Annotated in this window: 27 protein-coding genes and 1 tRNA gene; 24 read left to right on the forward strand and 4 right to left on the reverse strand. The window is 59.6% G+C overall.

Features of this window, described 5'->3' with window-relative positions; genetic code table 11:
• The first annotated feature begins 125 nt into the window (after positions 1-125).
• Positions 126-518 carry an MAPEG family protein gene (locus tag HRQ64_RS09710; protein WP_172123146.1) on the forward strand — a complete coding sequence of 131 codons (393 nt, stop codon included), beginning with the start codon at positions 126-128 and terminating at the stop codon, positions 516-518.
• 56 nt (positions 519-574) lie between these two features.
• Positions 575-650: transfer RNA gene (locus tag HRQ64_RS09715), tRNA-Trp, on the forward strand.
• Positions 651-775: 125 nt separating this feature from the next.
• Here the strand turns inward: HRQ64_RS09715 and HRQ64_RS09720 are convergent.
• The 3 genes from HRQ64_RS09720 to HRQ64_RS09730 form a co-directional block, all read right to left on the reverse strand.
• A complete protein-coding gene (locus HRQ64_RS09720) occupies positions 776-1,039 on the reverse strand; it encodes a hypothetical protein (RefSeq protein WP_127752890.1) in 264 nt (87 codons plus the stop codon).
• 207 nt (positions 1,040-1,246) lie between these two features.
• Positions 1,247-1,912, reverse strand: coding sequence for a dihydrofolate reductase family protein (locus tag HRQ64_RS09725; protein WP_172123147.1), 666 nt, complete (start codon positions 1,910-1,912; stop codon positions 1,247-1,249).
• Between the two features lie 119 nt (positions 1,913-2,031).
• Positions 2,032-2,361, reverse strand: a complete 330-nt coding sequence (locus HRQ64_RS09730) for a hypothetical protein (RefSeq protein WP_172123148.1) — start codon at positions 2,359-2,361, stop codon at positions 2,032-2,034.
• 250 nt (positions 2,362-2,611) lie between these two features.
• On the opposite strand from HRQ64_RS09730, the gene secE reads away from it, so the two are divergent.
• From secE to rpoC, 8 genes are all read left to right on the forward strand, one after another.
• The gene (gene secE, locus HRQ64_RS09735; protein WP_164854949.1) at positions 2,612-2,809 is read left to right on the forward strand and encodes a preprotein translocase subunit SecE; all 198 of its coding nucleotides are present in this window, start codon (positions 2,612-2,614) and stop codon (positions 2,807-2,809) included.
• A gap of 39 nt (positions 2,810-2,848) precedes the next feature.
• Positions 2,849-3,379 (forward strand): transcription termination/antitermination protein NusG, encoded by a 531-nt coding sequence (nusG, locus tag HRQ64_RS09740; protein WP_127752894.1) that lies wholly within the window; start codon positions 2,849-2,851, stop codon positions 3,377-3,379.
• A gap of 172 nt (positions 3,380-3,551) precedes the next feature.
• Positions 3,552-3,980: a 50S ribosomal protein L11 gene (rplK, locus tag HRQ64_RS09745; protein ID WP_127752895.1), complete on the forward strand. Its 429-nt coding sequence runs from the start codon at positions 3,552-3,554 to the stop codon at positions 3,978-3,980.
• A 3-nt stretch (positions 3,981-3,983) separates the two neighbouring features.
• Positions 3,984-4,676, forward strand: a complete 693-nt coding sequence (gene rplA, locus HRQ64_RS09750; protein ID WP_127752896.1) for a 50S ribosomal protein L1 — start codon at positions 3,984-3,986, stop codon at positions 4,674-4,676.
• Positions 4,677-5,000: 324 nt separating this feature from the next.
• A complete protein-coding gene (rplJ, locus tag HRQ64_RS09755) occupies positions 5,001-5,522 on the forward strand; it encodes a 50S ribosomal protein L10 (RefSeq protein ID WP_127752897.1) in 522 nt (173 codons plus the stop codon).
• 61 nt (positions 5,523-5,583) lie between these two features.
• Positions 5,584-5,958 carry a 50S ribosomal protein L7/L12 gene (rplL, locus tag HRQ64_RS09760; protein ID WP_127752898.1) on the forward strand — a complete coding sequence of 125 codons (375 nt, stop codon included), beginning with the start codon at positions 5,584-5,586 and terminating at the stop codon, positions 5,956-5,958.
• A 355-nt stretch (positions 5,959-6,313) separates the two neighbouring features.
• Positions 6,314-10,456: a DNA-directed RNA polymerase subunit beta gene (rpoB, locus tag HRQ64_RS09765; RefSeq protein WP_127752899.1), complete on the forward strand. Its 4,143-nt coding sequence runs from the start codon at positions 6,314-6,316 to the stop codon at positions 10,454-10,456.
• A gap of 80 nt (positions 10,457-10,536) precedes the next feature.
• On the forward strand, positions 10,537-14,724 hold the full coding sequence (rpoC, locus tag HRQ64_RS09770; RefSeq protein ID WP_172123149.1) for a DNA-directed RNA polymerase subunit beta': 4,188 nt from the start codon (positions 10,537-10,539) through the stop codon (positions 14,722-14,724).
• A 123-nt stretch (positions 14,725-14,847) separates the two neighbouring features.
• Here rpoC and HRQ64_RS09775 read toward each other — a convergent pair whose 3' ends face one another.
• A complete protein-coding gene (locus HRQ64_RS09775) occupies positions 14,848-15,324 on the reverse strand; it encodes a YbjN domain-containing protein (protein WP_172123150.1) in 477 nt (158 codons plus the stop codon).
• A 462-nt stretch (positions 15,325-15,786) separates the two neighbouring features.
• On the opposite strand from HRQ64_RS09775, the gene rpsL reads away from it, so the two are divergent.
• From rpsL to rpmC, 14 genes are all read left to right on the forward strand, one after another.
• On the forward strand, positions 15,787-16,158 hold the full coding sequence (gene rpsL / locus HRQ64_RS09780) for a 30S ribosomal protein S12 (RefSeq protein ID WP_046136734.1): 372 nt from the start codon (positions 15,787-15,789) through the stop codon (positions 16,156-16,158).
• A gap of 10 nt (positions 16,159-16,168) precedes the next feature.
• Positions 16,169-16,639: a 30S ribosomal protein S7 gene (rpsG, locus tag HRQ64_RS09785; RefSeq protein WP_127752902.1), complete on the forward strand. Its 471-nt coding sequence runs from the start codon at positions 16,169-16,171 to the stop codon at positions 16,637-16,639.
• Positions 16,640-16,651: 12 nt separating this feature from the next.
• Complete coding sequence (fusA, locus tag HRQ64_RS09790; protein ID WP_127752903.1) at positions 16,652-18,742, forward strand: elongation factor G; 2,091 nt, start codon at positions 16,652-16,654, stop codon at positions 18,740-18,742.
• 53 nt (positions 18,743-18,795) lie between these two features.
• Positions 18,796-19,986, forward strand: coding sequence for an elongation factor Tu (gene tuf / locus HRQ64_RS09795; RefSeq protein WP_127752904.1), 1,191 nt, complete (start codon positions 18,796-18,798; stop codon positions 19,984-19,986).
• Between the two features lie 67 nt (positions 19,987-20,053).
• Positions 20,054-20,362 carry a 30S ribosomal protein S10 gene (gene rpsJ / locus HRQ64_RS09800; protein WP_072338649.1) on the forward strand — a complete coding sequence of 103 codons (309 nt, stop codon included), beginning with the start codon at positions 20,054-20,056 and terminating at the stop codon, positions 20,360-20,362.
• Between the two features lie 87 nt (positions 20,363-20,449).
• Positions 20,450-21,151, forward strand: a complete 702-nt coding sequence (gene rplC, locus HRQ64_RS09805; protein ID WP_127755207.1) for a 50S ribosomal protein L3 — start codon at positions 20,450-20,452, stop codon at positions 21,149-21,151.
• Positions 21,152-21,772: a 50S ribosomal protein L4 gene (rplD, locus tag HRQ64_RS09810; protein ID WP_172123151.1), complete on the forward strand. Its 621-nt coding sequence runs from the start codon at positions 21,152-21,154 to the stop codon at positions 21,770-21,772.
• Positions 21,769-22,062 (forward strand): 50S ribosomal protein L23, encoded by a 294-nt coding sequence (locus tag HRQ64_RS09815; RefSeq protein ID WP_127752906.1) that lies wholly within the window; start codon positions 21,769-21,771, stop codon positions 22,060-22,062. The genes rplD and HRQ64_RS09815 overlap by 4 nt, the downstream gene beginning before the upstream one ends.
• Before the next feature lie 15 nt (positions 22,063-22,077).
• Positions 22,078-22,917, forward strand: coding sequence for a 50S ribosomal protein L2 (gene rplB, locus HRQ64_RS09820; RefSeq protein ID WP_172123152.1), 840 nt, complete (start codon positions 22,078-22,080; stop codon positions 22,915-22,917).
• Positions 22,918-22,920: 3 nt separating this feature from the next.
• On the forward strand, positions 22,921-23,199 hold the full coding sequence (gene rpsS / locus HRQ64_RS09825; RefSeq protein ID WP_126151783.1) for a 30S ribosomal protein S19: 279 nt from the start codon (positions 22,921-22,923) through the stop codon (positions 23,197-23,199).
• 1 nt (position 23,200) lies between these two features.
• Positions 23,201-23,581: a 50S ribosomal protein L22 gene (gene rplV / locus HRQ64_RS09830; RefSeq protein WP_127752908.1), complete on the forward strand. Its 381-nt coding sequence runs from the start codon at positions 23,201-23,203 to the stop codon at positions 23,579-23,581.
• Positions 23,581-24,330, forward strand: a complete 750-nt coding sequence (gene rpsC, locus HRQ64_RS09835) for a 30S ribosomal protein S3 (protein ID WP_127752909.1) — start codon at positions 23,581-23,583, stop codon at positions 24,328-24,330. Before rplV ends, rpsC begins: the two co-directional genes overlap by 1 nt.
• 15 nt (positions 24,331-24,345) lie before the next feature.
• Entirely contained in the window at positions 24,346-24,759 is a 414-nt protein-coding gene (rplP, locus tag HRQ64_RS09840; RefSeq protein ID WP_108459097.1) for a 50S ribosomal protein L16, read from the forward strand.
• Positions 24,760-24,770: 11 nt separating this feature from the next.
• Complete coding sequence (gene rpmC, locus HRQ64_RS09845) at positions 24,771-24,965, forward strand: 50S ribosomal protein L29 (RefSeq protein WP_046172875.1); 195 nt, start codon at positions 24,771-24,773, stop codon at positions 24,963-24,965.
• Positions 24,966-24,969 lie beyond the last annotated feature (4 nt).

Genomic DNA, 24,969 nt, shown 5'->3' on the forward strand with positions numbered 1-24,969 from the left:
AGGCGCCACGCTTGTAAATGCCCCCTCGTGCCTCGCGCACCTTGTTTGCCGCCCCGGCGTTTAGCGGTTCTCAAGCCCCTGGCGCTGGGCCACACTGCACGCCTTAACCGGAGTCGCCCCTTGCCATGCTGTTGATCATCTTTCTTGTGCTGCTGCTGCTTTTTATGCAGTCCCAGCTTCCCGGCGTTCTCCTGGCCAAGCAGGTCGGGCCCGAGGCGCAAATGGGCGCGCGCGACAATCTGCCCGAACCCACGCCCGAACTAGCCCGCTCACGCCGCGCCCTCGCCAATCTGCAAGAAAACCTGCCGGCTTTTCTCACTCTGGCCGTGCTCTCGATTGTGCTGGGGGAGCAGGGCTGGCTGTCCCTGCTGGGCGCGACATTGTTCCTCGCTGCGCGAGTCGCACATCTCTTGTGCTATATGCGCGCGCTCAGCCCCTGGCGCTCGATCAGTTATGCGCTGGGGCTGCTCGGCACCATCCTTGTGGCGATCCCGCTTGTGCCCCATCTTTGGGGATGAGCGTCGCGAACCTCTTGCACACCGCGCGCTTTGCCATTAGTGGATAGCTCGCCTGAAGGGGTTTAGCTCAGTTGGTAGAGCATCGGTCTCCAAAACCGAGGGTCGTGGGTTCGAGTCCCCCAGCCCCTGCCAGGCACTTCCACCATTGATCGCTGCCAGCCCGCTCGGTGAGCGGGCTTTTTGTTGCCTGGCCGGTTTGGTGATGCGCTTGGCAAGAAACCGAAAGCGACCTATGGCCCGGCTCTGCCCCTTGGGAGCTATTCGTTCCACTTGGGAACGGGGCTGAAACGGGGCAGCTCCTTGAAGCGCTGTTCCAGCTGGTTCTGCCGCCAGTCGGTCTGCAAATCCTTCAGTTGCCGTTCATTGGCACGCGCCGCGGTTTCCTCGGCCAGTTCCTGCTGGATGCACACGATGCGGTTATTGGTTTCCTGCACGCTGCGGGTGCCGGGCGGGCAGGCGGCCATTGCTCCGCTGACGGGTACGAGCAACACGGCGGCAATGAGGGCGGATCGCAACAGCATGGTTTGGCTCCATTCGTATCCGCGCAAGCGCGGCAGAAAACTCACCCCTTAATTTAGGCCATATCAGCGGGAATGAAACCCCGCGAGGCTCCTCAGGCCGATCACTGCACCAGCAACTCCTGCCGCAGTGCCACCAGCCTTCGCCCATTTCCTGAAAAGGAGGGTAGGGGCGGGGGCACCGTCCCCCGGCACCAGTGCACGCAGACACTATCCTTCCCGGGCCATCCGCTCCTGCCGCGCTTGTTCTGCCGCCGTGGGCTCGGCCAAGGCAAAGGATCCGGTTGAAACCTCTCCCGCGCGCTCATAAACGCTCATGCTGACCCCGCTCGCCGAGACGCTGTTGCTGACGAGTTTAAGGGCCCGCGGCTTGGTGCCGTGCCCGAACAGCCGCTTGCCCGGGCCCAGCAGCACGGGAAAGCTCAGGAGCCGAAGTTGATCCACAAGGTCATGGGCCAGCAGCGTTTGCACCAACACCGTGCTGCCTTGCGTCAGCAGATGGGGGCCATCCTCCGCCTTGAGGCGCCTTAGGGGCTCCACCACCTCACCGCGCAGCGGAGTGGTATTGATCCACCCAAACTCCTGGTCGGATCGGGTCGCGACATATTTCGTCACCTTGTTGAAGGCCGTGGCGATCGGATCATCCGCCGGCATATGCGGCCAGTGCGCAGCAAATATTTCGTAGGTCTTGCGCCCGAGCAGCAGATCATAGGGTTCGGCAAACCCGGCATCCATGAATTGCCCCACCGCTTCGTCGAAATAAGGGACACCCCAACCACCATATTGAAAGCCACCCGTGGGATCTTCGCTTGGGCCCCCGGGCGCCTGCATCACGCCGTCAAGGCTGGCAAATGCACCTACGATGAGCTTTCTCATGCCTGTAACTCCTCATATCCGTCGCAATCAGGACGCCCACAAAGGCGCAGAGCCGACATCCAGCCACACGGAAATTTGCATCGGCGCTGCAGGGGAGTTCGGATCGGCGTTATGAGGCTTCAGCGCAGTCGGCCCTGAGCCCGGCCACTAGGCTCCGCGGTAGCGGCCGCCATTGCTTCGCTCGCCGCGAGTTCGTCCGCCTCCATCTGCTCGTGCCGGGCCTTGATCCGGTTGAGCTGATGGGCGGCGTGGGCAAGCAGTGCAGTGCGGATTTCCGCAGCCTGGGCGCGCCCGATATCGGCTCGGCATTTCAGGTCCAGCGAGAACTCGGAAACCGCGCCCATGAAGGTTTCGCGCACCTTTACCCGGATCACCCCGACCGTGCGGCCCTTGATGATGCGGTGCGGCTCGAAATACAGGATGTCACAGGCCTTGATCTCAAAGCTCATCGACCCGTCCTCCACCGGCCAACCGCCCGATCGCATCAAAGCAGATCAGTGTGACACTGCAACCCAACTTCCCGGCCTAGCTCGGTGGATGTAGACTGCGGCAGGTAAGCTGTTCGGGCTCGGTGCGGTCCAACAAATCGGGCAGGGCCTGTTGCAATCCGCGTCTGATTTCTCTAGATAGCAGCTTCCAGCCGTGCGGGTGTCCTGCGCGGCCTTTGGTTTTGCACCAAAACACCAAAGAGATGATTCGCTGATGGCGCGTACGAACCCGATCACCTTCCTCCAGCAGGTTCGAACCGAAGTCAGCAAGGTGACTTGGCCCGGCCGCAACGAGGTGATGATCTCTACGATCATGGTACTTGTGCTGGTTATGTTGGCCAGTCTGTTTTTCTTGTTGGCCGACCAGCTGATTTCGTGGCTGGTATCGCTGATGCTGTCGATCCGCTAAAGCGGTCGGCGAATAACCACTAGGGAGCGACGAGGCGGCATGGCCAAGCGCTGGTATATCGTTCAGGCGTATTCGAACTTTGAGCGCAAGGTGGCGGAAGATATTCGCCAGAAGGTTGCGCAAAAGAAGCTCGAGCATTTGTTCGAGGACGTGATCGTGCCGACCGAAAAGGTCACGGAGATCCGTCGTGGCCGCAAGGTCGATGCCGAGCGCAAGTTCTTCCCCGGCTATGTGCTGGTGAAGATGGATATGACCGACGAGGCCTTCCACCTCATCAAGAATACCCCCAAGGTCACCGGTTTCCTCGGTTCGGACAACAAGCCGATGCCGATCTCGGAAAAGGAAGCCATGGCGATCCTGCAGCAGGTGCAGGAAGGCGTGGATCATCCCAAGCCGTCCGTGTCCTTCGAAGTGGGCGAGAATGTCCGCGTGTCGGATGGCCCCTTCGCCAGCTTCAATGGCGTCGTGGAGGAAGTCGACGAGGAGCGTTCGCGCCTTAAGGTCGAGGTGTCCATCTTCGGGCGCCCCACTCCGGTGGAACTCGAATACGGTCAGGTCGAAAAGGTCTGATCGATTTGCCGCGCTGATCCGCGGCATCCCCATTCCGGCGCAAGCCGGATACTGCCGGAGCGATCCGGCAAAATCTGTGGAAGAGGGCGGTTGCTGCCAGGCGGCCGATCAAGCTTCGCACCACAGCGTCAAACGCTCCGCTTGACCGCGGAGACAACATCAAAGGACGATCATGGCAAAGAAAATCACTGGCTACGTCAAGCTGCAGGTGCCTGCGGGTTCCGCAACACCTTCCCCGCCGATTGGCCCAGCACTGGGTCAGCGCGGTCTGAACATCATGGAATTCTGCAAGGCGTTCAATGCCGCCACGCAGGAAATGGAAAAGGGTTCGCCCATTCCAGTCGTGATCACTGCCTATGCCGACAAGAGCTTCACTTTCGAGATGAAGTCTCCCCCGGTGACCTACTTCATCAAGAAGGCCGTCAACCTCAAGTCCGGCTCCAAGCTTCCGGGCAAGGAATCGGCTGGCACCATCACGCAGGCTCAGCTGCGCGAAATCGCCGAAAAGAAGATGAAGGATCTCAATGCCGACAATGTCGACGCTGCTGTGTCGATGATCGCCGGCTCCGCCCGTTCCATGGGCATCCAGGTCGAGGGTTGATAGATGGCACATATCGGTAAGAAGACCGTCAAGGCACGCGAAGGCATCGACCGCAACAAGCTCTACAAGCTTGATGAGGCAATCAAGATGGTCAAGGAACGCGCCACCGCCAAGTTCGACGAAACCATCGAAGTTGCCATCAATCTGGGTGTTGATCCCCGCCACGCCGACCAGATGGTCCGCGGCGTTGTGAGCCTGCCCAATGGTACCGGCAAGACCGTGCGCGTCGCCGTGTTCGCCCGTGGCGCCAAGGCTGATGAAGCCACCGCTGCTGGTGCCGACATTGTTGGCGCCGAAGACCTGATGGAGCAGATCCAGGGCGGCAAGATCGATTTCGATCGCTGCATTGCCACCCCTGACATGATGCCCATCGTTGGTCGTCTCGGTAAGATCCTCGGGCCACGCAACCTGATGCCGAACCCCAAGGTCGGCACCGTGACCATGGACGTCGCTGGCGCCGTCAAGGCCGCCAAGGGTGGCGCTGTTGAATACCGCGTCGAAAAGGCCGGTATCCTGCATGCTGGCGTTGGCAAGGTTTCGTTCTCGGACGAAGCCCTCCTGCAGAACATCAAGGCGTTCACCGACGCCGTGCAGAAGAGCAAGCCCGCCGGTGCCAAGGGCACCTATGTCAAGCGCGTTGCCGTGTCCTCGACCATGGGCCCCGGCGTGCACGTAGAGCCGGCTTCCGCGCTCTAAAACGAAATTCGGGCGGTTCGCCGCCCGGACCGCACCCGATTGGTTCGCCTGTCGGGTGCGTAAGTCCTGTCCGAGACTGCCGGTGCTGATCGATCTGGATCAGCTTAATGTCCACCGACGCCAGCATAGATGGGGTGAAGACCAAGGATTTTCCGGCCCGCAAGGGCCGGGGTGTTCAAGGTTCGAACCAGGCCAGTTGCCCATCCGGGCAGCACGGTTGACAGGCATGTAACCGTTGCTCCTCTCCTCCTTCGGGAGATCGGAGGGCAGCAATTGGCAATGGCCCGGCATTGTTTCTTGTCGGGCTCAATGTGGAGACTAGCAGTGGAAAGAGCGGAAAAGCGTGAGCTTGTCGCATCGCTTCAGTCAGCCCTCTCGGGCGCTGGGTCGATCGTCCTCGCGCAGAATGCCGGTCTGACCGTGGCCAATCTGGAATCGCTTCGCCGTGAGGTGAAGGGTGCCGGTGGCTATGTGAAGATCGCAAAAAACCGTCTTGCCAAGCTTGCTCTTAAAGACACCGACCACGCCGACATCTCGGACCTGTTTACCGGTCCGATCGTCATCGCCTATGCGGAAGACCCCATGACTGCGCCCAAGCTGGCGCAGAAATTTGCCGACAAGAACGCGAAATACGTCGTTCTTGGTGGCGTCATGGGCAAGACCGCTCTCGACGCAAACAGCGTCAAGGCCTTGTCGACCATGCCGTCGCTCGATGAACTGCGCGCCACGCTCGCCGGGATGCTCAAGCAGCCCGCGACCCGTATCGCTTCGGTCATCGTCGCTCCGGCTGGTGGTATCGCGCGCGTGTTGGCCGCTCACGCGGAAAAGAGCAACGAAGCAGCGTAACCCCCATGGTTCCCTCTGGAACCGGTTTGAACTGAACACCTGAAAAGAAGAGATTTATCAAATGGCTGATCTCGCCAAGATCGTAGACGACCTGTCTGCCCTGACCGTTCTGGAAGCTTCCGAGCTGTCCAAGATGCTTGAAGAAAAGTGGGGCGTTTCGGCTGCAGCTCCTGTTGCTGTTGCCGCTGCTGGCGGCGGCGCTGCCGCTCCTGCTGCTGAAGAAAAGACCGAATTTGACGTGATCCTCGCCTCCTTCGGCGAGAACAAGATCAACGTCATCAAGGAAGTCCGCGCCATTACTGGCCTGGGCCTGGGCGAAGCCAAGGCACTCGTTGAATCGGCTCCCAAGGCCATCAAGGAAGGCGCTACCAAGGCTGAAGCCGAAGACATCCAGAAGAAGCTGGAAGCTGCCGGCGCCAAGGTCGAACTCAAGTAAGTTCGCGTTTACCCCTTGCAATTTGCGAAATGGCGCGCTATGTGCCATTTCGCTTTATCGTTTCAGCTTGGAAACGAATCGCCGGACCGGTTGGATGGGTCCTGGCGCCAATTTGCGGAACATATGACGATTTCGATGTCTGAGGCACGCTGACGTCCCGAAACCTCCTGGTTATTGGCCATGGGGTTGTTTGACGTTTCATGTCTTCCCTTCCCATGGCTGGGGCAGGGCCTTGAGTCATCGCTGAGCCTAAACGACTAGACCCCACAAGGGCACATATCCCGATCCCCGACGGCTGATAGTCGGGGCTTTGGCTAGGTGCCTCCGAGACAATCGCAGAGAAACAGGAGCTTTCATGGCTACCACGTTCAACGGCCGCCGCAAGGTACGCAAGTCCTTCGGTTCCATTCGCGAAGTCACGGAGATGCCCAACCTGATCGAGGTCCAGAAGGCCTCCTATGATCAGTTTCTTCTTGTGGACGAGCCCGAAGGCGGCCGTCCCGACGAAGGGCTTCAATCCGTATTTCGTTCGGTGTTCCCCATCACCGACTTTTCCAACACCGCTTCTCTCGAATTCGTGAAATACGAATTCGAGCAGCCCAAATACGACATCGACGAGTGCCGTGCGCGCGATATCACTTTCGCTGCCCCGCTCAAGGTGACGCTGCGGCTGATCGTGTTTGAAGTGGACGAGGAAACCGGCGCCCGCTCGGTAAAGGATATCAAGGAGCAGGACGTCTATATGGGCGACATGCCCTTCATGACCTCCAACGGCACCTTTATCGTCAATGGTACCGAGCGCGTCATCGTTTCCCAGATGCACCGTTCGCCTGGCGTGTTCTTTGATCACGACAAGGGCAAGACCCACTCCTCGGGCAAGCTCCTGTTCGCAGGCCGCATCATTCCCTACCGCGGCTCCTGGCTCGATCTGGAATTCGATGCCAAGGACATCGTCTATGCGCGTATCGATCGGCGTCGCAAGATCCCGGTGACCTCGCTGCTCAAGGCACTCGGCATGGATGCCGAGGAAATCCTTGCGACCTATTACACCACGCTCCAGTACGAAAAGACCGCGAGCGGTTGGCAGGTTCCGTATGACGCCGAGAAGTGGAAGGGTGCCAAGCCCAGCCATGACCTGATCGACGCCAAGACCGGCGACGTCGTCCATGAAGGCGGCAAGAAGCTGTCCGCACGTCAGGCCAAGAAGCTTGCCGAGAATGGTTTGACCCATTTGCTGGCCACCGATGCCGACCTCTACGGCATGTATCTGGCCGAGGATCTGGTTAATCTCCAGACCGGCGAGATCTATGCCGAAGCTGGCGACGAGCTGGACGAGAAGGTGCTCGCCACCCTGGTTGACCTCGGTTTTGATGAGCTGCCGCTGCTCGATATCGACCACATTAATGTGGGCGCTTACCTGCGCAACACGCTTGCCATCGACAAGAACGAGTCGCGTGAAGACGCGCTGTTCGACATCTATCGCGTGATGCGTCCCGGCGAACCGCCGACCGTTGATACCGCCGAAGCCATGTTCAAGTCGCTGTTTTTTGACAGCGAGCGCTATGACCTGTCCGCCGTGGGCCGCGTCAAGATGAACATGCGTCTGGAGCTCGACGCTCCCGACACCATGCGCACCCTGCGCAAGGAAGACATTGTCGAAGTCGTGCGCACCCTCGTGGATCTGCGCGACGGCCGTGGCGAAATCGACGACATCGACAATCTCGGCAATCGCCGCGTGCGCTCGGTCGGCGAGCTGATGGAAAACTCCTATCGTCTTGGTCTGCTCCGCATGGAGCGCGCCATCAAGGAGCGCATGAGTTCGGTCGAAATCGACACGGTCATGCCTCAGGATCTGATCAACGCCAAGCCGGCGGCTGCCGCCGTGCGCGAGTTCTTCGGTTCTTCCCAGCTCAGCCAGTTCATGGATCAGACCAATCCGCTTTCGGAAATCACCCATAAGCGCCGCTTGTCGGCTCTTGGGCCTGGTGGTCTCACCCGTGAGCGTGCTGGCTTTGAAGTGCGCGACGTGCACCCGACCCACTATGGTCGTATCTGCCCGATTGAGACCCCTGAAGGTCCCAATATCGGTTTGATCAACTCGCTCTCGACGTTTGCGCGCGTCAACAAATACGGCTTCATCGAAACTCCGTATCGCAAGATCGTTGACGGCAAGCTGACCGACGACGTGGTCTATCTGTCCGCCATGGAAGAGGCCAAGCACTATGTCGCCCAGGCCAACGTCACTTTCACTGAAAGCGGCGAGCTTGAGCATGACCTGGTGGTTGCCCGCCATGCTGGCGACAACGGCCTGACGCCCAAGGAAAACGTCGATCTGATGGACGTTTCTCCCAAGCAGATGGTGTCGGTTGCCGCCTCGCTGATCCCGTTCCTCGAGAACGACGACGCTAACCGTGCTCTGATGGGCTCCAACATGCAGCGTCAGGCTGTGCCGCTGCTGCGCGCTGAAGCGCCGTTTGTCGGCACCGGCATGGAAGCTGTGGTTGCCCGTGACTCCGGCGCCGCCATCGTGGCCAAGCGCAAGGGCATCGTTGATCAGGTGGACGCGACCCGTATCGTTATTCGGGCGACCGAAGAAACCGATGCGAGCAAGACTGGCGTCGACATCTACAACCTGATGAAGTTCCAGCGCTCCAACCAGTCCACCTGCATCAACCAGCGTCCGCTGGTGGTCGTGGGCGACCATGTGAACCAGGGCGACATCATCGCCGATGGTCCCTCGACTGAACTGGGCGATCTGGCTCTGGGCCGCAACGTGCTCGTCGCGTTCATGCCCTGGAACGGCTACAACTTCGAAGACTCCATTCTGCTGAGCGAGAAGATCGCGATGCAGGACGTCTTCACCTCGATCCACATCGAGGAATATGAAGTTATGGCCCGCGACACCAAGCTTGGTCCTGAGGAAATCACGCGCGACATTCCGAACGTGTCGGAAGAAGCGCTCAAGAACCTCGACGAAGCCGGTATCGTCCATATCGGTGCCGAAGTGATGCCAGGCGACATTCTCGTGGGCAAGATCACGCCCAAGGGCGAGTCGCCGATGACGCCGGAAGAAAAGCTCCTCCGCGCCATCTTTGGTGAAAAGGCTTCCGACGTTCGCGACACCTCGCTCCGCGTTCCGCCGGGCGATGCTGGTACTGTTGTTGAAGTGCGCGTGTTCAATCGCCACGGCATCGACAAGGACGAGCGCGCCATGGCCATCGAGCGCGAGGAAATCGAGCGTCTCGCCAAGGACCGTGATGACGAACAGTCGATCCTGGACCGCAACGTTTATGCGCGTCTCAAGGAAATGCTGTTTGGCAAGGCTGCCACTGCTGGCCCGAAGGGCTATGTCGTCGGCACCCGCCTCAATGACCAGATGTTCGAGGCCCAGCCCCGCTCCAAGTGGTGGCAGTTCGCGGTTGATGACGACAAGGTCATGACCGAGATGGAAGCCTTGCACGCCCAGTACGAGGAAAGCCGTCGTCTGCTCGAGCAGCGCTTCATCGACAAGGTGGACAAGCTGCAGCGCGGTGACGAACTGCCTCCGGGCGTGATGAAGATGGTCAAGGTCTTCATCGCGACCAAGCGCAAGATCCAGCCAGGCGACAAGATGGCCGGCCGTCACGGCAACAAGGGTGTGGTGTCGCGCATCGTGCCCATCGAAGACATGCCTTATCTCGAAGACGGCACTTCGGTGGATATCGTGCTCAACCCGCTCGGCGTGCCTTCGCGCATGAATGTGGGTCAGATCCTCGAGACTCACCTGGGCTGGGCTTGCGCCGGCATGGGCAAGAAGATCGACGAGATGGTGCGCATCTATCAGCAAAAGGGTGACCTCAAGCCGCTGCGTGCGGAAGTGGGTGCGCTGTTTGCCGGTGATGAATCCATCACCGATCTCGATGACGACGGTCTGATCCGCCTCGGCGAACACCTCTCGAAGGGCGTGTCGATCGCGACCCCGGTGTTTGACGGCGCCAAGGAAGCCGATATCGTCGAGATGCTGGAGCGGGCAGGGCTCAAGGGCTCAGGCCAGTCCACCGTGTTCGACGGTCGCTCGGGCGAGCAGTTCGATCGGCAGGTGACGGTTGGGTATATCTATATGCTCAAGCTCGACCACCTGGTGGACAACAAGATCCACGCCCGCTCGATCGGCCCGTACTCCTTGGTTACCCAGCAACCGCTGGGCGGCAAGGCACAGTTCGGCGGACAGCGTTTCGGCGAGATGGAAGTGTGGGCTCTCGAAGCCTATGGCGCGGCTTACACGCTCCAGGAAATGCTCACCATCAAGTCGGACGACGTTACCGGTCGTACCAAGGTCTATGAATCCATTGTGCGCGGCGACGATACGTTCGAGCCGGGCATCCCCGAGAGCTTCAACGTTCTGGTTAAGGAAATCCGTTCGCTCGGTCTCAATGTCGAACTCGACATGCGCGACCTCGGCGGCGACCTCGGTCAGGCCGAAGCGGAGCTCGCACCTCCTCAGGAAGCGGCGGAATAATCCGGCACTTCCCCATCCCGTTCATCATCCGTTCAGGTCTGTGGCGAAACCACGGCCCGGGCGGGTAGAGGAGAGTTTGAATGAACCATCATTCCCACGTCATGGACCCGTTTAATCCGGCTGTCCCGGTGCAGACCTTCGATCAGATGAAGATCTCCATCGCTTCGCCCGAGAAGATCCTGAGCTGGTCCTACGGCGAGATCAAGAAGCCCGAGACCATCAACTATCGTACGTTCAAGCCTGAACGCGACGGTCTTTTCTGCGCGCGCATCTTTGGCCCGGTGAAGGACTACGAATGCTTGTGCGGCAAGTACAAGCGCATGAAGTTCAAGGGCGTCATCTGCGAAAAGTGCGGCGTTGAGGTGACCCTCAGCCGCGTGCGTCGCGAGCGCATGGGCCATATTGAATTGGCCGCGCCCGTTGCTCACATCTGGTTCCTGAAGTCTTTGCCGTCCCGTATCGCGCTCTTGCTCGATATGACGCTCAAGGACATCGAGCGCATTCTTTACTTCGAGAACTACGTTATTCTCGATCCGGGCCTCAGCCCCTTCACCCAGCACGAGCTGCTGACCGAAGAGCAGTTCCTGGACGCTCAGGACGAATACGGTGCCGACAGCTTCACCGCCAAGATCGGCGCTGAAGCCATTCGCGACATCCTGCTGGCGCTCGATCTCGAAAAGATCGCCGCTGACCTGCGTGTCGAGATTGCCGAGTCCACCACCGAGCTTAAGCCCAAGAAGCTGGCCAAGCGCCTCAAGATCGTCGAGCAGTTCATTGTTTCGGGCAACAAGCCCGAATGGATGATCATGACCGTTATCCCGGTCATTCCGCCCGAGCTGCGCCCGCTGGTGCCGCTGGATGGTGGCCGCTTTGCCACGTCCGATCTGAACGACCTTTATCGTCGCGTCATCAACCGCAACAACCGGTTGAAGCGCCTGATCGAGCTGCGTGCGCCCGACATCATCATCCGCAACGAAAAGCGCATGCTGCAGGAAGCTGTGGACGCGCTGTTCGACAACGGCCGCCGTGGCCGCACCATCACCGGTGCCAACAAGCGTCCGCTCAAGTCGCTGTCCGATATGCTCAAGGGCAAGCAGGGCCGGTTCCGCCAGAACCTGCTCGGCAAGCGCGTCGACTATTCCGGCCGCTCGGTCATCACCGTTGGTCCCAACCTCAAGCTGCACCAGTGCGGCCTGCCCAAGAAGATGGCGCTTGAGCTCTTCAAGCCCTTCATCTACTCGCGCCTTGAGGCCAAGGGTTTCTCCTCGACCGTCAAGCAGGCCAAGAAGCTGGTTGAGAAAGAAAAGCCCGAAGTCTGGGATATCCTTGACGAAGTGATCCGTGAGCACCCGGTTCTGCTGAACCGCGCGCCCACGCTCCACCGTCTTGGCATCCAGGCCTTTGAGCCCATCCTGATCGAAGGCAAGGCCATTCGTCTGCATCCGCTCGTTTGCTCGGCTTTCAACGCCGACTTCGACGGTGACCAGATGGCCGTGCACGTTCCGCTGTCGCTCGAAGCGCAGCTGGAAGCGCGCGTGCTGATGATGTCGACCAACAACATCCTGCACCCCGCCAATGGTCAGCCGATCATTGTGCCCTCGCAGGATATCGTGCTGGGCCTCTACTACCTCTCGTTGATGAACGAGAAGGAGCCGGGCGAAGGCATGGTGTTCGGCTCTTATGCCGAGCTCGAGCATGCCCTCGACAACAAGGTCGTGACCCTCCACACCAAGATCAAAGGCCGTGTCACCAGCTTCGATGAAGCGGGCAACAAGACCACCGAGATCGTGGAAACCACGCCTGGCCGCATGCTGATTGGGCAGATCCTGCCCAAGAACCCGGCGGTGCCGTTCTCGACGGCCAACCAGCTGATGACCAAGAAGATGATCTCCAAGATGATCGACACGGTTTACCGTGGCTGCGGTCAGAAGGAGACCGTGATCTTCTGTGATCGCGTCATGCAGCTCGGCTTCAAGAACGCCTGCGACGCTGGCATTTCGTTCGGCAAGGACGACATGGTGATCCCGGCGTCCAAGTACACGATCGTGGAAGCTGCCCGTAAGCAAGTGGAAGAGTTCGAGCAGCAGTACAATGACGGCCTGATTACTCAGGGCGAGAAGTACAACAAGGTCGTTGACGCCTGGGCCAAATGCGGCGACGCCGTGGCCGAAAAGATGATGGAAGCCATCCGCACCGTCCAAATCGACGAAGAAACCGGCCGCCAAAAGCCCATCAACTCCGTTTACATGATGAGCCACTCAGGCGCGCGTGGTTCACCGGCGCAGATGAAGCAGCTGGCTGGTATGCGTGGTCTTATGGCCCGTCCCGATGGCTCGATCATCGAGACCCCGATCACGGCTAACTTCAAGGAAGGCCTCAACGTTCTCGAATACTTCAACTCCACCCACGGTGCCCGTAAGGGTCTGGCGGATACGGCGTTGAAGACCGCGAACTCGGGCTATCTCACCCGTCGCCTGGTGGACGTGGCGCAGGACGCGATCATCGTGTCAAACGATTGCGGCACCGAGCGTGGCCTGACCATGGAGCCGATTGTCGATGCCGGCCAGATCGTGGCTTCCATCGGCCAGCGGGTACTTGGTCGTACTGCTGCCGACGACATCTTCCATCCGCTGTCCGGTGATCTGATCGCCACCAAGGGTACGCTGCTGGAAGAAAAGCATATCGACATCATCGAGGAAGCGCGCATCCAGTCGATCCGGATTCGCTCCCCGCTGACCTGCGACATGCGTCAGGGTACCTGCGCGGCCTGCTATGGTCGTGACTTGGCCCGGGGTACTCCGGTAAACATGGGTGAGGCTGTAGGCGTTATCGCTGCTCAGTCCATCGGTGAACCCGGCACCCAGCTCACCATGCGTACGTTCCACATTGGTGGCACGGCGCAGGTGGTCGACTCCTCGTTCCTTGAGGCCGGTGCGGAAGGCACGATTGCCGTTCGTAATCCGAACCTCGCCAAGATCGAGGGCGGTCGCCATGTGGTGATGTCGCGTAACGTGTCGCTGGCCATCCTCGATGCCGACGGTAAGGAGCGGGCTACCCATAAGGTGACTTACGGCTCCAAGCTCCTCGTCGCTGAAGGCGACACGGTGCGGCGTGGTCAGCGTTTGGCTGAATGGGATCCCTACACCCGTCCAGTGCTTGCCGAAGTTGAAGGCGAGGTCGTGTTCGAAGATCTCGTCGATGGTGCCTCGGTTGCGGAAAACACCGACGAAGCCACCGGCTTCACCAAGCGCGTTGTCATCGACTGGCGCACCAACCAGCGTGGCGAGGGCCTCAAGCCCGCGATTGCCATTGCCCGAGGTGGTTTGGTCCAGAAGGTGGAACGTGGCGGCGACGCTCGTTACCTGCTCTCGGTTGATGCCGTCATTGCGGTTGAACCCGGCGAGAAGGTTGCGCCCGGTGACGTGCTGGCCCGTATCCCGCTGGAATCGGCCAAGACCAAGGACATCACTGGCGGTCTGCCGCGTGTGGCCGAACTGTTCGAAGCTCGTCGTCCGAAGGACCACGCCATCATCGCCGAGATCGATGGTACCGTCCGGTTCGGTCGCGACTACAAGAACAAGCGTCGCGTCATCATCGAGCCGCATGAAGAAGGTGCAGAGCCCGTCGAGTACCTGATCCCCAAGGGCAAGCCCTTCCACCTTCAGGAAGGCGACGCCATTGAAAAGGGTGAGTACATCCTCGACGGCAACCCGGCGCCGCATGACATCCTGGCCATCAAGGGCGTGGAAGAGCTTGCTCGTTACCTCGTCAATGAAATCCAGGAGGTCTATCGACTGCAGGGCGTGCTGATCAACGACAAGCACATCGAGGTGATTGTTCGCCAGATGCTGCAGAAGGTTGAGATCGTGGATCCCGGTGAGTCCGGCCTGCTCAAGGACGAGCAGCTCGACAAGCTGGATTTCGACGAACTCAACGACCAGCTGGTCAGCGAAGGCAAGAAGCCGGCAACCGCCAACCCGGTCCTGCTCGGCATCACCAAGGCGTCGCTCCAGACCCGCTCGTTCGTGTCGGCAGCCTCGTTCCAGGAAACCACCCGCGTTCTCACGGAAGCAGCGGTTTCGGGCAAGGCCGATTTGCTCGAGGGTCTCAAGGAGAACGTGATCGTGGGCCGTCTGATCCCAGCCGGCACCGGCGCGGGTATCTCCTCGGCACGGATGATCGCCGCCAAGCGCGACGACCTTATCCTCGAGGAGCGCCGTCGCCAGGCGTCGACCGTTCAGATCCCGGCGCCAACAGCAGCCGAGTAAGACCAGCTACTGCGATTTAGGGGAGGGGGCCGCAAGGCCCCCTTTCTTTATGCCAGCTGCACATGTCGCTCCCGCAGTGGCGGTTCAACGATGGCGAACGAGGCGAGGCAGCGGTCCAAGCGCCTAGGACGGCGCCGTGTAACCGACGTGATCTGCGAATTGCTCGACCACCATGGTCCAAATTGCTATTTGCGAATTGAGGTAGGCCGGGCTCACCCCTTCGACCAGATCGATGTCCATCTCGACACACGCGTCCTTGTCCTGGTCGAGGTAGGCGCGGCTAAAACGCTTGGATGCATTCCACTCGTTGATCACCTCCAGCGTTGGCTTCACATCAACAAAGCCAAGAAAGAAGTTGATGTCCTCACAGTCGGCATTGTCCGTGCAGTTGCGGAACAAGATCTGATAGCCGACTTCTCCGATCTTGCCATTGATCAGTGGATCCCCGTTGGGCTGAGCCGAAAGGACTGCTGTACCGTACTCGGTTGCTGCCGCTAGAACCGCATCCACATCGGCCCCGGTAATCGCCTCTTGCCCTGTGGCAATGCCGGTAAAAGCGAGCACCATGAATGCGCCGGCAGTCTTTGCTATAACTCTCATCAAAACCTCCATGGTGGGCTGACAGCCAAGGGGCTGTTGCTCGATCGAACACTACACTTTCACTGCTTTGGAGGAAGGGCGTGGCGCCCGAAAGGAGAAGCATGGTTGAACCGTCATGAAGGTCGCAAATCTCAACATGCTGAATATTTGACGCATGCCTCCAATGCGCAAAATCACGAAAGAATCCTTGACGGAACGACTCTCCGCCTCTAAACAGCCCATACCTTAGCGGTCGGTCGTGATTGTCGCTTCGGGTACCTGCCACCTAGCGCGGGCATCCAGGACACTCAAACACACTGTGGGTAGATAGACGAAGTAAATCCTTGTGCGCATGACTGCCGCCTTTGTTGGCGCGTGGTCCGCTGCAATTGAGGCGCCGCCATACCCCTTAGGGGGTCAGGTGAGCGCTATTTTGGTTTGCTTGTCACGATCGAAATGAATTTGGACGATGGAAAGAGCTCAATGCCGACCATTAATCAGCTGATCCGCAAACCACGCGCCAGCAAGCCCAAGCGGAACAAGGTTCCCGCAATGGAAGCCAATCCGCAGAAGCGCGGCGTGTGCTCCCGTGTCTATACGACCACTCCGAAGAAGCCGAACTCGGCCCTTCGCAAGGTCGCCAAGGTGCGCCTGACCAACTCCCGCGAGGTGATCTCGTACATTCCGGGCGAAGGCCACAACCTCCAGGAGCACTCGGTTGTGCTGATCCGTGGCGGTCGTGTTCGCGATCTTCCGGGTGTTCGTTATCACGTGCTCCGTGGTGTCCTTGACACCCAGAGCGTGAAGGACCGCAAGCAGCGTCGTTCTAAGTACGGCGCGAAGCGTCCGAAGTAAGGAGAGAGTCATGTCCCGTCGCCACCGCGCAGAAAAGCGTGACGTTATCCCTGATCCCAAGTTCGGTGATCTCGTCGTAACCAAGTTCATGAACTCCCTGATGAAGGACGGCAAGAAGTCCGCTGCCGAGTCCATCGTTTATGGTGCGTTCGACATCGTTGAAGCCAAGATCAAGCAGGACCCGATCACGGTGTTCCATACCGCGCTCGACAACATCCGTCCGGCTGTAGAAGTTCGTTCACGCCGTGTTGGCGGTGCAACCTACCAGGTTCCCGTCGAGGTCCGTGCCGACCGTCAGCAGGCTCTTGCCATTCGCTGGCTGATCGACTCGGCCCGCAAGCGCGGTGAGAACACCATGCGTGAGCGCCTTTCTGGCGAGCTCATGGATGCTGTGAACGGGCGTGGTCAGGCCGTCAAGAAACGCGAAGATACGCACCGTATGGCTGACGCCAACCGTGCCTTCTCGCACTACCGCTGGTAGTAGGAGCGCCCTATGGCACGCGAATATCCAATTCCGCTCTATCGTAACTTCGGCATCATGGCGCACATCGATGCTGGCAAGACGACTACGACTGAGCGCATTCTGTACTACACCGGCAAGTCCCATAAGATCGGCGAAGTCCACGACGGCGCCGCGACCATGGACTGGATGGAGCAGGAGCAGGAGCGCGGCATCACGATCACGTCTGCTGCTACCACCACGTTCTGGAAAGACCGCAACGGTACCCAGCACCGCTTCAACATCATCGACACTCCCGGCCACGTTGACTTCACCATTGAAGTTGAGCGTTCGCTGCGTGTGCTCGACGGCGCCGTTGCCCTGCTGGACGCCAATGCTGGTGTTGAGCCACAGACTGAGACCGTTTGGCGTCAGGCCGACAAGTACCGGGTTCCCCGTCTGATCTTCGTGAACAAGATGGACAAGATCGGCGCCGATTTTTATCGCTGCGTCGAAATGGTCGGTTCGCGTCTTGGTGCCAAGGGCGTTCCGGTTCAGCTGCCGATCGGCGCTGAGAATGAGTTCAAGGGCGTTGTCGACCTGATCGAGATGAACGCTCTGGTCTGGCGCAACGAAGAGCTCGGGGCCCAGTGGGACGTTGTTGAGATCCCCGAGGACCTCAAGGACAAAGCCGAGAAGTATCGCGAAGCGCTGATCGAAGCCGCGGTTGAACTCGACGACGACGCCATGGAAGCGTATCTGAACGGCGAAGTGCCAAACAACGATACGATCCGCCGGCTGCTCCGTCGCGGTGTTATCGACGCCAAGTTCTTCCTGATCTTTGCGGGCTCCGCCTTCAAGAACAAGGGCGTGCAGCCTCTGCTGGACGGCGTGATCGACTATCTGCCGTCGCCCGCTGACGTTCCGGCCATCCAGGGTATCGATGCCCGTACCGAAGCGCCGATCGAGCGTCACGCTGACGACAACGAGCCGCTCTCGATGCTGGCTTTCAAGATTGCCAACGATCCGCACATGGGTTCGTTGACCTTCTGCCGCATCTACTCGGGTCACATCGAGCAGGGCGCAATGCTGGAAAACACGGTCAAGGAAAAGCGCGAACGCGTCGGCCGTATGTTCCAGATGCACGCCAACAGCCGCGAGCAGATCACCGAAGCCTTTGCTGGCGACATCGTCGCTATCGTTGGCCTTAAGGACACGACCACGGGCGATACGCTTTGCGCGCAGAATGCTCCGGTTATCCTTGAACGCATGATCTTCCCCGAGCCGGTTATCGATATCTCGGTTGAGCCGAAGTCGAAGGCCGACCAAGAGAAGATGGGTCTTGCACTCAATCGCCTGGCTGCCGAGGATCCGTCGTTCCGCGTCAAGACCGACGAAGAATCGGGTCAGACCATCATCTCGGGCATGGGCGAGTTGCACCTCGACATTCTCGTTGACCGCATGCGTCGCGAGTTCAAGGTGGAAGCCAATATCGGTCAGCCGCAGGTGGCTTATCGTGAAACCATCACCCGCAAGGCCGATGTGGACTATACCCACAAGAAGCAGTCGGGTGGTTCGGGCCAGTTCGCTCGCGTCAAGCTGACGGTTGAGCCAGGTGAAGTCGGCAAGGGTCTTGAGTTCGTCAACGCTGTTGTTGGTGGCTCCGTGCCCAAGGAATACATCCCGGGCGTCGAAAAGGGCGTGAAGTCGGTGATGGCTGCCGGTCCGTTGATCGGGTTCCCGATCGTGGACGTCAAGGTGACGCTGACCGAAGGCGCCTACCACGATGTTGACTCCTCGGTGCTGGCATTCGAAATCGCCGGTCGTGCTGGTTTCAACGAAGGTCTTCGTAAAGCGGCTCCAAAAATCCTGGAGCCCATCATGAAGGTTGAAGTTGTCACGCCGGAAGATTACATGGGCGACGTCATCGGCGACCTGAACTCCCGTCGGGGCCAAATTCATGGAACCGAGAGTCGTGGTGTCCTTCAGGTGGTGAATGCCTATGTGCCGCTCGCGAACATGTTCGGCTATGTGAACTCGCTGCGCTCCATGAGCCAGGGTCGTGCACAATATACGATGACGTTCGACCACTACGAGCAAGTGCCACAGGCAGTCGCTGACGAAGTCCAGGCCAAGTACGCCTAAACAAGAAACTGAAACTAGGTTGGCCGCAGGGCTAACCGATACGGAGAGAAGCAATGGGCAAGGAAAAGTTTTCCCGCAATAAGCCTCACTGCAACATCGGCACCATCGGTCACGTTGACCATGGCAAGACCTCGCTGACCGCAGCCATCACCAAGGTTCTGGCCGAAACCGGTGGCGCGACCTTCAAGGCGTACGACCAGATCGACGCGGCGCCCGAAGAAAAGGCCCGTGGCATCACCATCAACACCGCTCACGTTGAGTATGAGACTGCCAATCGGCACTACGCTCACGTGGACTGCCCCGGCCACGCCGACTATGTGAAGAACATGATCACCGGCGCAGCCCAGATGGACGGCGCGATCCTGGTCGTGTCGGCTGCTGACGGCCCAATGCCCCAGACGCGCGAGCACATCTTGCTGGCCCGTCAGGTTGGCGTGCCTGCTCTCGTGGTGTTCCTGAACAAGTGCGACATGGTCGACGATCCGGAACTGCTTGAGCTGGTTGAGCTGGAAGTCCGCGAGCTCCTGAGCTCGTACGAATTCCCCGGCGATGATATCCCGATCACCAAGGGCTCGGCCTTGGCCGCTCTCGAGGACTCGGACAAGGCTCTTGGTCACGACGCCGTTCTGGCGCTGATGAAGACCGTTGACGAGTACATCCCGCAGCCAGAGCGTCCTGTTGACCAGCCGTTCCTGATGCCGATCGAAGACGTGTTCTCGATCTCGGGTCGTGGTACTGTGGTGACCGGTCGCGTTGAACGCGGCATCGTCAAGGTTGGCGAAGAAGTCGAAATCGTCGGCATCAAGGCAACCCAGAAGACCACCGTTACGGGTGTCGAAATGTTCCGCAAGCTGCTCGACTCGGGCCAGGCTGGCGACAACATCGGCGCGCTGATCCGTGGTATCGACCGCACCCAGGTGGAGCGTGGTCAGGTTCTGTGCAAGCCCGGTTCCGTGACCCCACACACCGACTTCGTTGCTGAGGCCTATATCCTCACCAAGGAAGAAGGCGGCCGTCACACCCCGTTCTTCGGTAACTACCGTCCGCAGTTCTACTTCCGGACCACCGACGTGACCGGTATCGTGACCCTGCCGGAAGGCACGGAAATGGTTATGCCTGGTGACAACATCAACATGAACGTTCAGCTGATCGTTCCGATCGCAATGGAAGAGAAGCTCCGCTTCGCTATCCGTGAAGGTGGCCGCACCGTCGGCGCCGGCGTGGTCGCCAAGATCCTTAAGTAAGAGCGACTGTTTATTCGCGGCGCGCGGATTGACGCGCGCCGCGTCCATTTCTGTCAGGATTCACAAGATGAACGGTCAAAATATTCGCATCAGGCTCAAGGCCTTTGACCATCGTGTGCTCGATAGCTCGACCCGCGAGATCGTCAATACGGCCAAGCGTACGGGCGCGCAGGTACGCGGCCCAATTCCGTTGCCGACGCGGATCGAGAAGTTCACCGTCAACCGCTCGCCGCACATCGACAAGAAGTCGCGCGAGCAGTTCGAGATCCGGACCCACAAGCGTCTTCTCGACATCGTGGATCCGACTCCCCAGACGGTTGATGCACTGATGAAGCTCGACCTCGCCGCCGGTGTGGACGTCGAAATCAAGCTCTAAGTGACATAATTTTCGCGCTTGCCGCCAACAGGGTCCTCTTGGGAAACAATGACCCGGCACAGCGCCAGTTTGAAAAGGTTTAAACCGATGCGTTCTGGATTGATCGCACAGAAGCTGGGCATGACCCGCATTTTCACCGATGACGGCGCGCATGTGCCGGTCACGGTGCTTGAGCTGCAGAACTGCCAGGTGGTAGGTCAGCGGACTGCGGAAAAAGACGGCTATGTGGCGTTGCAGCTCGGTGCTGGGCAGGCGAAAGCCAAGAATACGACCAAGGCAGAACGCGGCCAGTTCGCCGTCGCCAAGGTCGAGCCAAAGCGCCACGTCGCTGAGTTCCGCGTTGATGAGGCCAACCTCATCGAGGTCGGCGCGCAGCTGCAGGCTGACCACTTTGTCGAAGGCCAGCTGGTGGATGTCACCGGCACCTCGATTGGTAAGGGTTTTGCCGGCGGTATGAAGCGCTGGAACTTTGGTGGTCTGCGCGCGACCCACGGTGTGTCTGTGTCGCACCGTTCGATCGGTTCGACCGGTGGCCGTCAGGACCCGGGCAAGACCTTCAAAAACAAGAAGATGCCGGGCCATATGGGCGATCGTCGCATCACCACGCAGAACCTCAAGGTCGTCAAGACCGATGTCGAGCGCGGTTTGATCATGATCCAGGGTTCGGTCCCAGGTGCCAAGGGCGCTTGGATCATGATCAAGGACGCCGTCAAGAAGCCCGCTCCCAAAGATGCGGCTTTCCCCGGTTCGTTCAAGCCCGCCGCTGATGTTGCGGGGGAGGCAGTATAAATGGAACTCCAGGTAACCACTCTTGATGGCCAGTCGAACGGCAGCGTTACGCTTGCTGACGACGTGTTCGGCCTCGAAGTGCGGCAGGACATCCTGCACCGCATGGTTCGCTACCAGCAGCTCAAGGCCATGTCCGGCACGCACGATGTCAAGCATCGTTCGGAAGGCGTGCGCACGGGCAAGAAGTTCGTGAAGCAGAAGGGTTCGGGCGGCGCCCGTCACGGCGATCGCAAGGCTCCCCAGTTCCGTGGTGGTGGCCGTGCATTCGGTCCGACCCCGCGCAGCCATGCGATCGATCTTCCCAAGAAGGTCCGCGCCCTGGCACTCAAGCATGCTTTGTCGGCAAAGGCTAAGGCAGGCGATCTGATCGTCCTGGATAGCGTTGCGACTGCTGTTCCCAAGACTGCGGCGCTTCGCACCGTGTTCGGCAACTTGGCCTGGTCCAATGCGCTGATCATCGATGGTGCGGCTGTGGACCAGAACTTCGCTCTGGCCGCCCGCAACATTCCGCACATCGACGTGCTGCCGGTGCAGGGGATCAACGTTGTTTCGATCCTCAAGCGTGAAAAGCTCGTCCTGACCAAGGCAGCGCTCGAAGCGCTGGAAGCGAGGTTCGCATGAACAAGCTTAGCGCTTACGACATCGTCCGCAATCCAGTGGTGACTGAAAAGTCGACCATGGCTTCGGAAAACAACCAGGTTGTTTTCGATGTGGCAATCGATGCCAGCAAGACCGAGATCAAGGCTGCCGTCGAGCAGCTCTTCCAGGTCAAGGTGAAGGCAGTTAACACCCTCGTCCGCAAGGGCAAGGTGAAGCGTTTCCGCGGCAAGATCGGCGTTCGTAACGACGTCAAGAAGGCCATCGTGACCCTCGTCGACGGCCAGTCGATCGATATTTCGACCGGCCTCTAAGGGACAGAGACAAAAATGGCTCTAAAAACTTACAATCCCACCTCCGAAGGCCGTCGTCAGCTGATCACGACCGATCGTTCGGAACTCTGGAAGGGCGCTCCGGTCAAGACCTTGACCGAGGGTTTGTCCAAAAAGGGCGGCCGTAACAACCGTGGACGCATCACTGCGTTCCACCGTGGCGGCGGTCACAAGCGGACCTATCGTCTGGTTGACTTTAAGCGCGTCAAGTTCGACTCGGTCGGCACTGTCGAGCGGCTGGAATACGATCCCAACCGCACCGCCTGGATCGCCCTGGTGATCTACGAAGACGGCGAGAAGGCTTATATCATTGCGCCGCAGCGTTTGTCGGGTGGTGACAAGGTCATCTCTTCGATGAACGGCGCCGACGTGAAGCCCGGCAATGCAATGCCGCTCGAGCGTATGCCCGTTGGCACGATCGTGCACAACATTGAGCTTAAGCCCCGCAAGGGCGGTCAGGTCGCTCGCTCGGCTGGTGCTTATGCCCAGTATGTTGGTCGTGACCAGGGTTGGGCGATCCTGCGCCTGAACTCGGGTGAACAGCGCCGCGTGCATGGCACTTGCCTTGCAACCGTTGGCGCGGTTTCCAACCAGGACCACTCCAACACCTCGCTCGGCAAGGCCGGCCGGTCGCGTTGGCTGGGTCGCAAGCCCGTCACCCGCGGCGTGGCCATGAACCCGATCGATCACCCGCATGGTGGTGGTGAAGGCCGTACCTCTGGTGGCCGTCACCCGGTTACGCCTTGGGGCAAGCCGACCAAGGGCAAGAAGACTCGCAGCAACAAGGCAACGGACAAGTTCATCGTTCGTAGCCGCCACGTGAAGAAGGGCAGGTAAAACATGACCCGTTCGATTTGGAAGGGGCCGTTTGTTGACGGCTATCTGCTCAAGAAGGCCGAGAAGGCCCAGTCGTCAGGCCGCAGCGATGTGGTCAAGATCTGGAGCCGCCGCTCGACCATTCTGCCGCAGTTTGTCGGCATCACCTTCGGCGTCCACAACGGCCAGAAGCATGTTCCGGTGAACGTCACTGAAGACATGATCGGCCACAAGTTCGGCGAATTCGCTCCTACCCGTACCTATTACGGGCATGCGGCCGACAAGAAGGCCAAGAGGAAGTAAGATGGGCAAGCCAAAAACCCAGCGTTCGCTCAAGGACAACGAGGCCAAGGCTGTGTTGCGCATGCTGCGCATCAGCCCGCAGAAGCTCAACCTTCTGGCCCAGCTGATCCGTGGCAAGAAGGTCGAGAAGGCTCTCGCCGAACTCGAGTTCTCGCACAAGCGCATTTCCGGCCAGGTCAAGAAGGTGCTCGAGAGCGCCATCGCGAACGCCGAGAACAACCATGGCCTCGATACCGACGCGCTCGTCGTCGCCGAAGCCTATGTCGGCAACTCGCTTGTCATGAAGCGTTTCACGGCTCGTGGCCGTGGCCGGTCGTCGCGGATCGAGAAGCCTTTCGCGCATCTGACGATCATCGTCCGGCAAGTTGAGGAGGCCGCATAATGGGCCAGAAGATCAATCCAATTGGCTTCCGCCTGGGCATCAACCGCACCTGGGACAGCCGCTGGTTCGCCAACAAGGGCGAATACGGTTCGCTGCTGCAGGAAGACCTCAAGATCCGCGAGACTCTGCTCGAGGACCTCAAGGCCGCTGCCGTGTCCAAGATCGTCATCGAGCGTCCGCACCGTAAGTGCCGCGTGTCGATCCACACCGCCCGTCCGGGCATCGTGATCGGCAAGAAGGGCGCGGACATCGACAAGATCCGCGCCAAGGTCAAGAAGTACACTGACAGCGAAGTGCACATCAACATCGTTGAAGTGCGCAAGCCGGAAACCGATGCGACCCTCGTTGCCCAAGGCATTGCCCAGCAGCTGGAACGTCGTGTTGCCTTCCGCCGCGCCATGAAGCGTGCTGTGCAGACCGCAATTCGCATGGGCGCCGGTGGCATCCGCGTGAATGTTGGTGGTCGCCTTGGTGGCGCTGACATCGCTCGTACCGAATGGTACCGCGAAGGTCGCGTTCCGCTGCACACCCTGCGTGCTGATATCGACTACGGCACTGCCGAAGCCGAAACCACGTATGGCATCATCGGTATCAAGGTCTGGATCTTCAAGGGTGAAGTTCTTGAGCACGATCCCACTGCCCATGAGCGTCGCGCGACTGAAGGCAACGATGCCGGTGGTCAGCGTAGCGAACGCAGCGAGCGTGGTCCGCGGCCTGATCGCGGTGACCGCGATCGTGAACGCGCATAAGAAGGTTAGTTCATTATGCTGCAACCAAAAAAGACTAAGTTCCGCAAGGCGCACAAGGGCCGTATCCACGGCGTCGCCAAGGGCGGCACCGAGCTTGCCTTCGGCCAGTATGCCCTCAAGGCAACTGAGCCAGAGCGGGTCACCGCTCGCCAGATCGAAGCTGCTCGTCGCGCCATTACCCGCGAGATGAAGCGCCAGGGTCGTGTCTGGATCCGTATCTTCCCAGATGTGCCGGTTTCCAAGAAGCCGACTGAAGTGCGTATGGGTAAGGGCAAGGGTTCGGTTGAATTCTGGGCTGCTCGTGTTAAACCGGGCCGCATTGTATTCGAGATCGACGGCGTCCCCGAGGACGTTGCCAAGGAAGCGCTGCGCCTTGGCGCAATGAAGCTTCCGATCATGACGCGGGTTGTTACCCGCATTGCCGACTAAGGACTGCGAGCATGAAAGCCAGTGATGTGCGGAGCAAGACCGCAGACGAACTGAAGGATCAGCTCGTCGACCTCAAGAAAGAACAGTTCAACCTGCGTTTCCAGCGCGCTACCCAGCAGCTGGAAAAGCCGGCCCAGGTAAAGTCCGTCCGCCGCGACATCGCGCGGATCAAGACGATCCTCGGCGAAAAGAACGCAGCGAAGTAAGGAG

This window comes from Devosia sp. 919 (genome assembly GCF_013185965.1).
In the GTDB taxonomy this organism is placed as follows: Bacteria; Pseudomonadota; Alphaproteobacteria; order Rhizobiales; family Devosiaceae; genus Devosia.

Bases quoted from the DNA above. Each gene is read 5' to 3' on its own strand.
- HRQ64_RS09710 (WP_172123146.1), top strand. From the start codon at position 126: ATGCTGTTGATCATCTTTCTTGTGCTGCTGCTGCTTTTTATGCAGTCC.
- HRQ64_RS09720 (WP_127752890.1), bottom strand. From the start codon at position 1,039: ATGCTGTTGCGATCCGCCCTCATTGCCGCCGTGTTGCTCGTACCCGTC.
- HRQ64_RS09725 (WP_172123147.1), bottom strand. From the start codon at position 1,912: ATGAGAAAGCTCATCGTAGGTGCATTTGCCAGCCTTGACGGCGTGATG.
- HRQ64_RS09730 (WP_172123148.1), bottom strand. From the start codon at position 2,361: ATGAGCTTTGAGATCAAGGCCTGTGACATCCTGTATTTCGAGCCGCAC.
- nusG (WP_127752894.1), top strand. From the start codon at position 2,849: ATGGCCAAGCGCTGGTATATCGTTCAGGCGTATTCGAACTTTGAGCGC.
- rplK (WP_127752895.1), top strand. From the start codon at position 3,552: ATGGCAAAGAAAATCACTGGCTACGTCAAGCTGCAGGTGCCTGCGGGT.
- rplA (WP_127752896.1), top strand. From the start codon at position 3,984: ATGGCACATATCGGTAAGAAGACCGTCAAGGCACGCGAAGGCATCGAC.
- rplL (WP_127752898.1), top strand. From the start codon at position 5,584: ATGGCTGATCTCGCCAAGATCGTAGACGACCTGTCTGCCCTGACCGTT.
- rpoB (WP_127752899.1), top strand. From the start codon at position 6,314: ATGGCTACCACGTTCAACGGCCGCCGCAAGGTACGCAAGTCCTTCGGT.
- rpoC (WP_172123149.1), top strand. From the start codon at position 10,537: ATGAACCATCATTCCCACGTCATGGACCCGTTTAATCCGGCTGTCCCG.
- HRQ64_RS09775 (WP_172123150.1), bottom strand. From the start codon at position 15,324: ATGAGAGTTATAGCAAAGACTGCCGGCGCATTCATGGTGCTCGCTTTT.
- rpsL (WP_046136734.1), top strand. From the start codon at position 15,787: ATGCCGACCATTAATCAGCTGATCCGCAAACCACGCGCCAGCAAGCCC.
- rpsG (WP_127752902.1), top strand. From the start codon at position 16,169: ATGTCCCGTCGCCACCGCGCAGAAAAGCGTGACGTTATCCCTGATCCC.
- fusA (WP_127752903.1), top strand. From the start codon at position 16,652: ATGGCACGCGAATATCCAATTCCGCTCTATCGTAACTTCGGCATCATG.
- tuf (WP_127752904.1), top strand. From the start codon at position 18,796: ATGGGCAAGGAAAAGTTTTCCCGCAATAAGCCTCACTGCAACATCGGC.
- rpsJ (WP_072338649.1), top strand. From the start codon at position 20,054: ATGAACGGTCAAAATATTCGCATCAGGCTCAAGGCCTTTGACCATCGT.
- rplC (WP_127755207.1), top strand. From the start codon at position 20,450: ATGCGTTCTGGATTGATCGCACAGAAGCTGGGCATGACCCGCATTTTC.
- rplD (WP_172123151.1), top strand. From the start codon at position 21,152: ATGGAACTCCAGGTAACCACTCTTGATGGCCAGTCGAACGGCAGCGTT.
- HRQ64_RS09815 (WP_127752906.1), top strand. From the start codon at position 21,769: ATGAACAAGCTTAGCGCTTACGACATCGTCCGCAATCCAGTGGTGACT.
- rplB (WP_172123152.1), top strand. From the start codon at position 22,078: ATGGCTCTAAAAACTTACAATCCCACCTCCGAAGGCCGTCGTCAGCTG.
- rpsS (WP_126151783.1), top strand. From the start codon at position 22,921: ATGACCCGTTCGATTTGGAAGGGGCCGTTTGTTGACGGCTATCTGCTC.
- rplV (WP_127752908.1), top strand. From the start codon at position 23,201: ATGGGCAAGCCAAAAACCCAGCGTTCGCTCAAGGACAACGAGGCCAAG.
- rpsC (WP_127752909.1), top strand. From the start codon at position 23,581: ATGGGCCAGAAGATCAATCCAATTGGCTTCCGCCTGGGCATCAACCGC.
- rplP (WP_108459097.1), top strand. From the start codon at position 24,346: ATGCTGCAACCAAAAAAGACTAAGTTCCGCAAGGCGCACAAGGGCCGT.
- rpmC (WP_046172875.1), top strand. From the start codon at position 24,771: ATGAAAGCCAGTGATGTGCGGAGCAAGACCGCAGACGAACTGAAGGAT.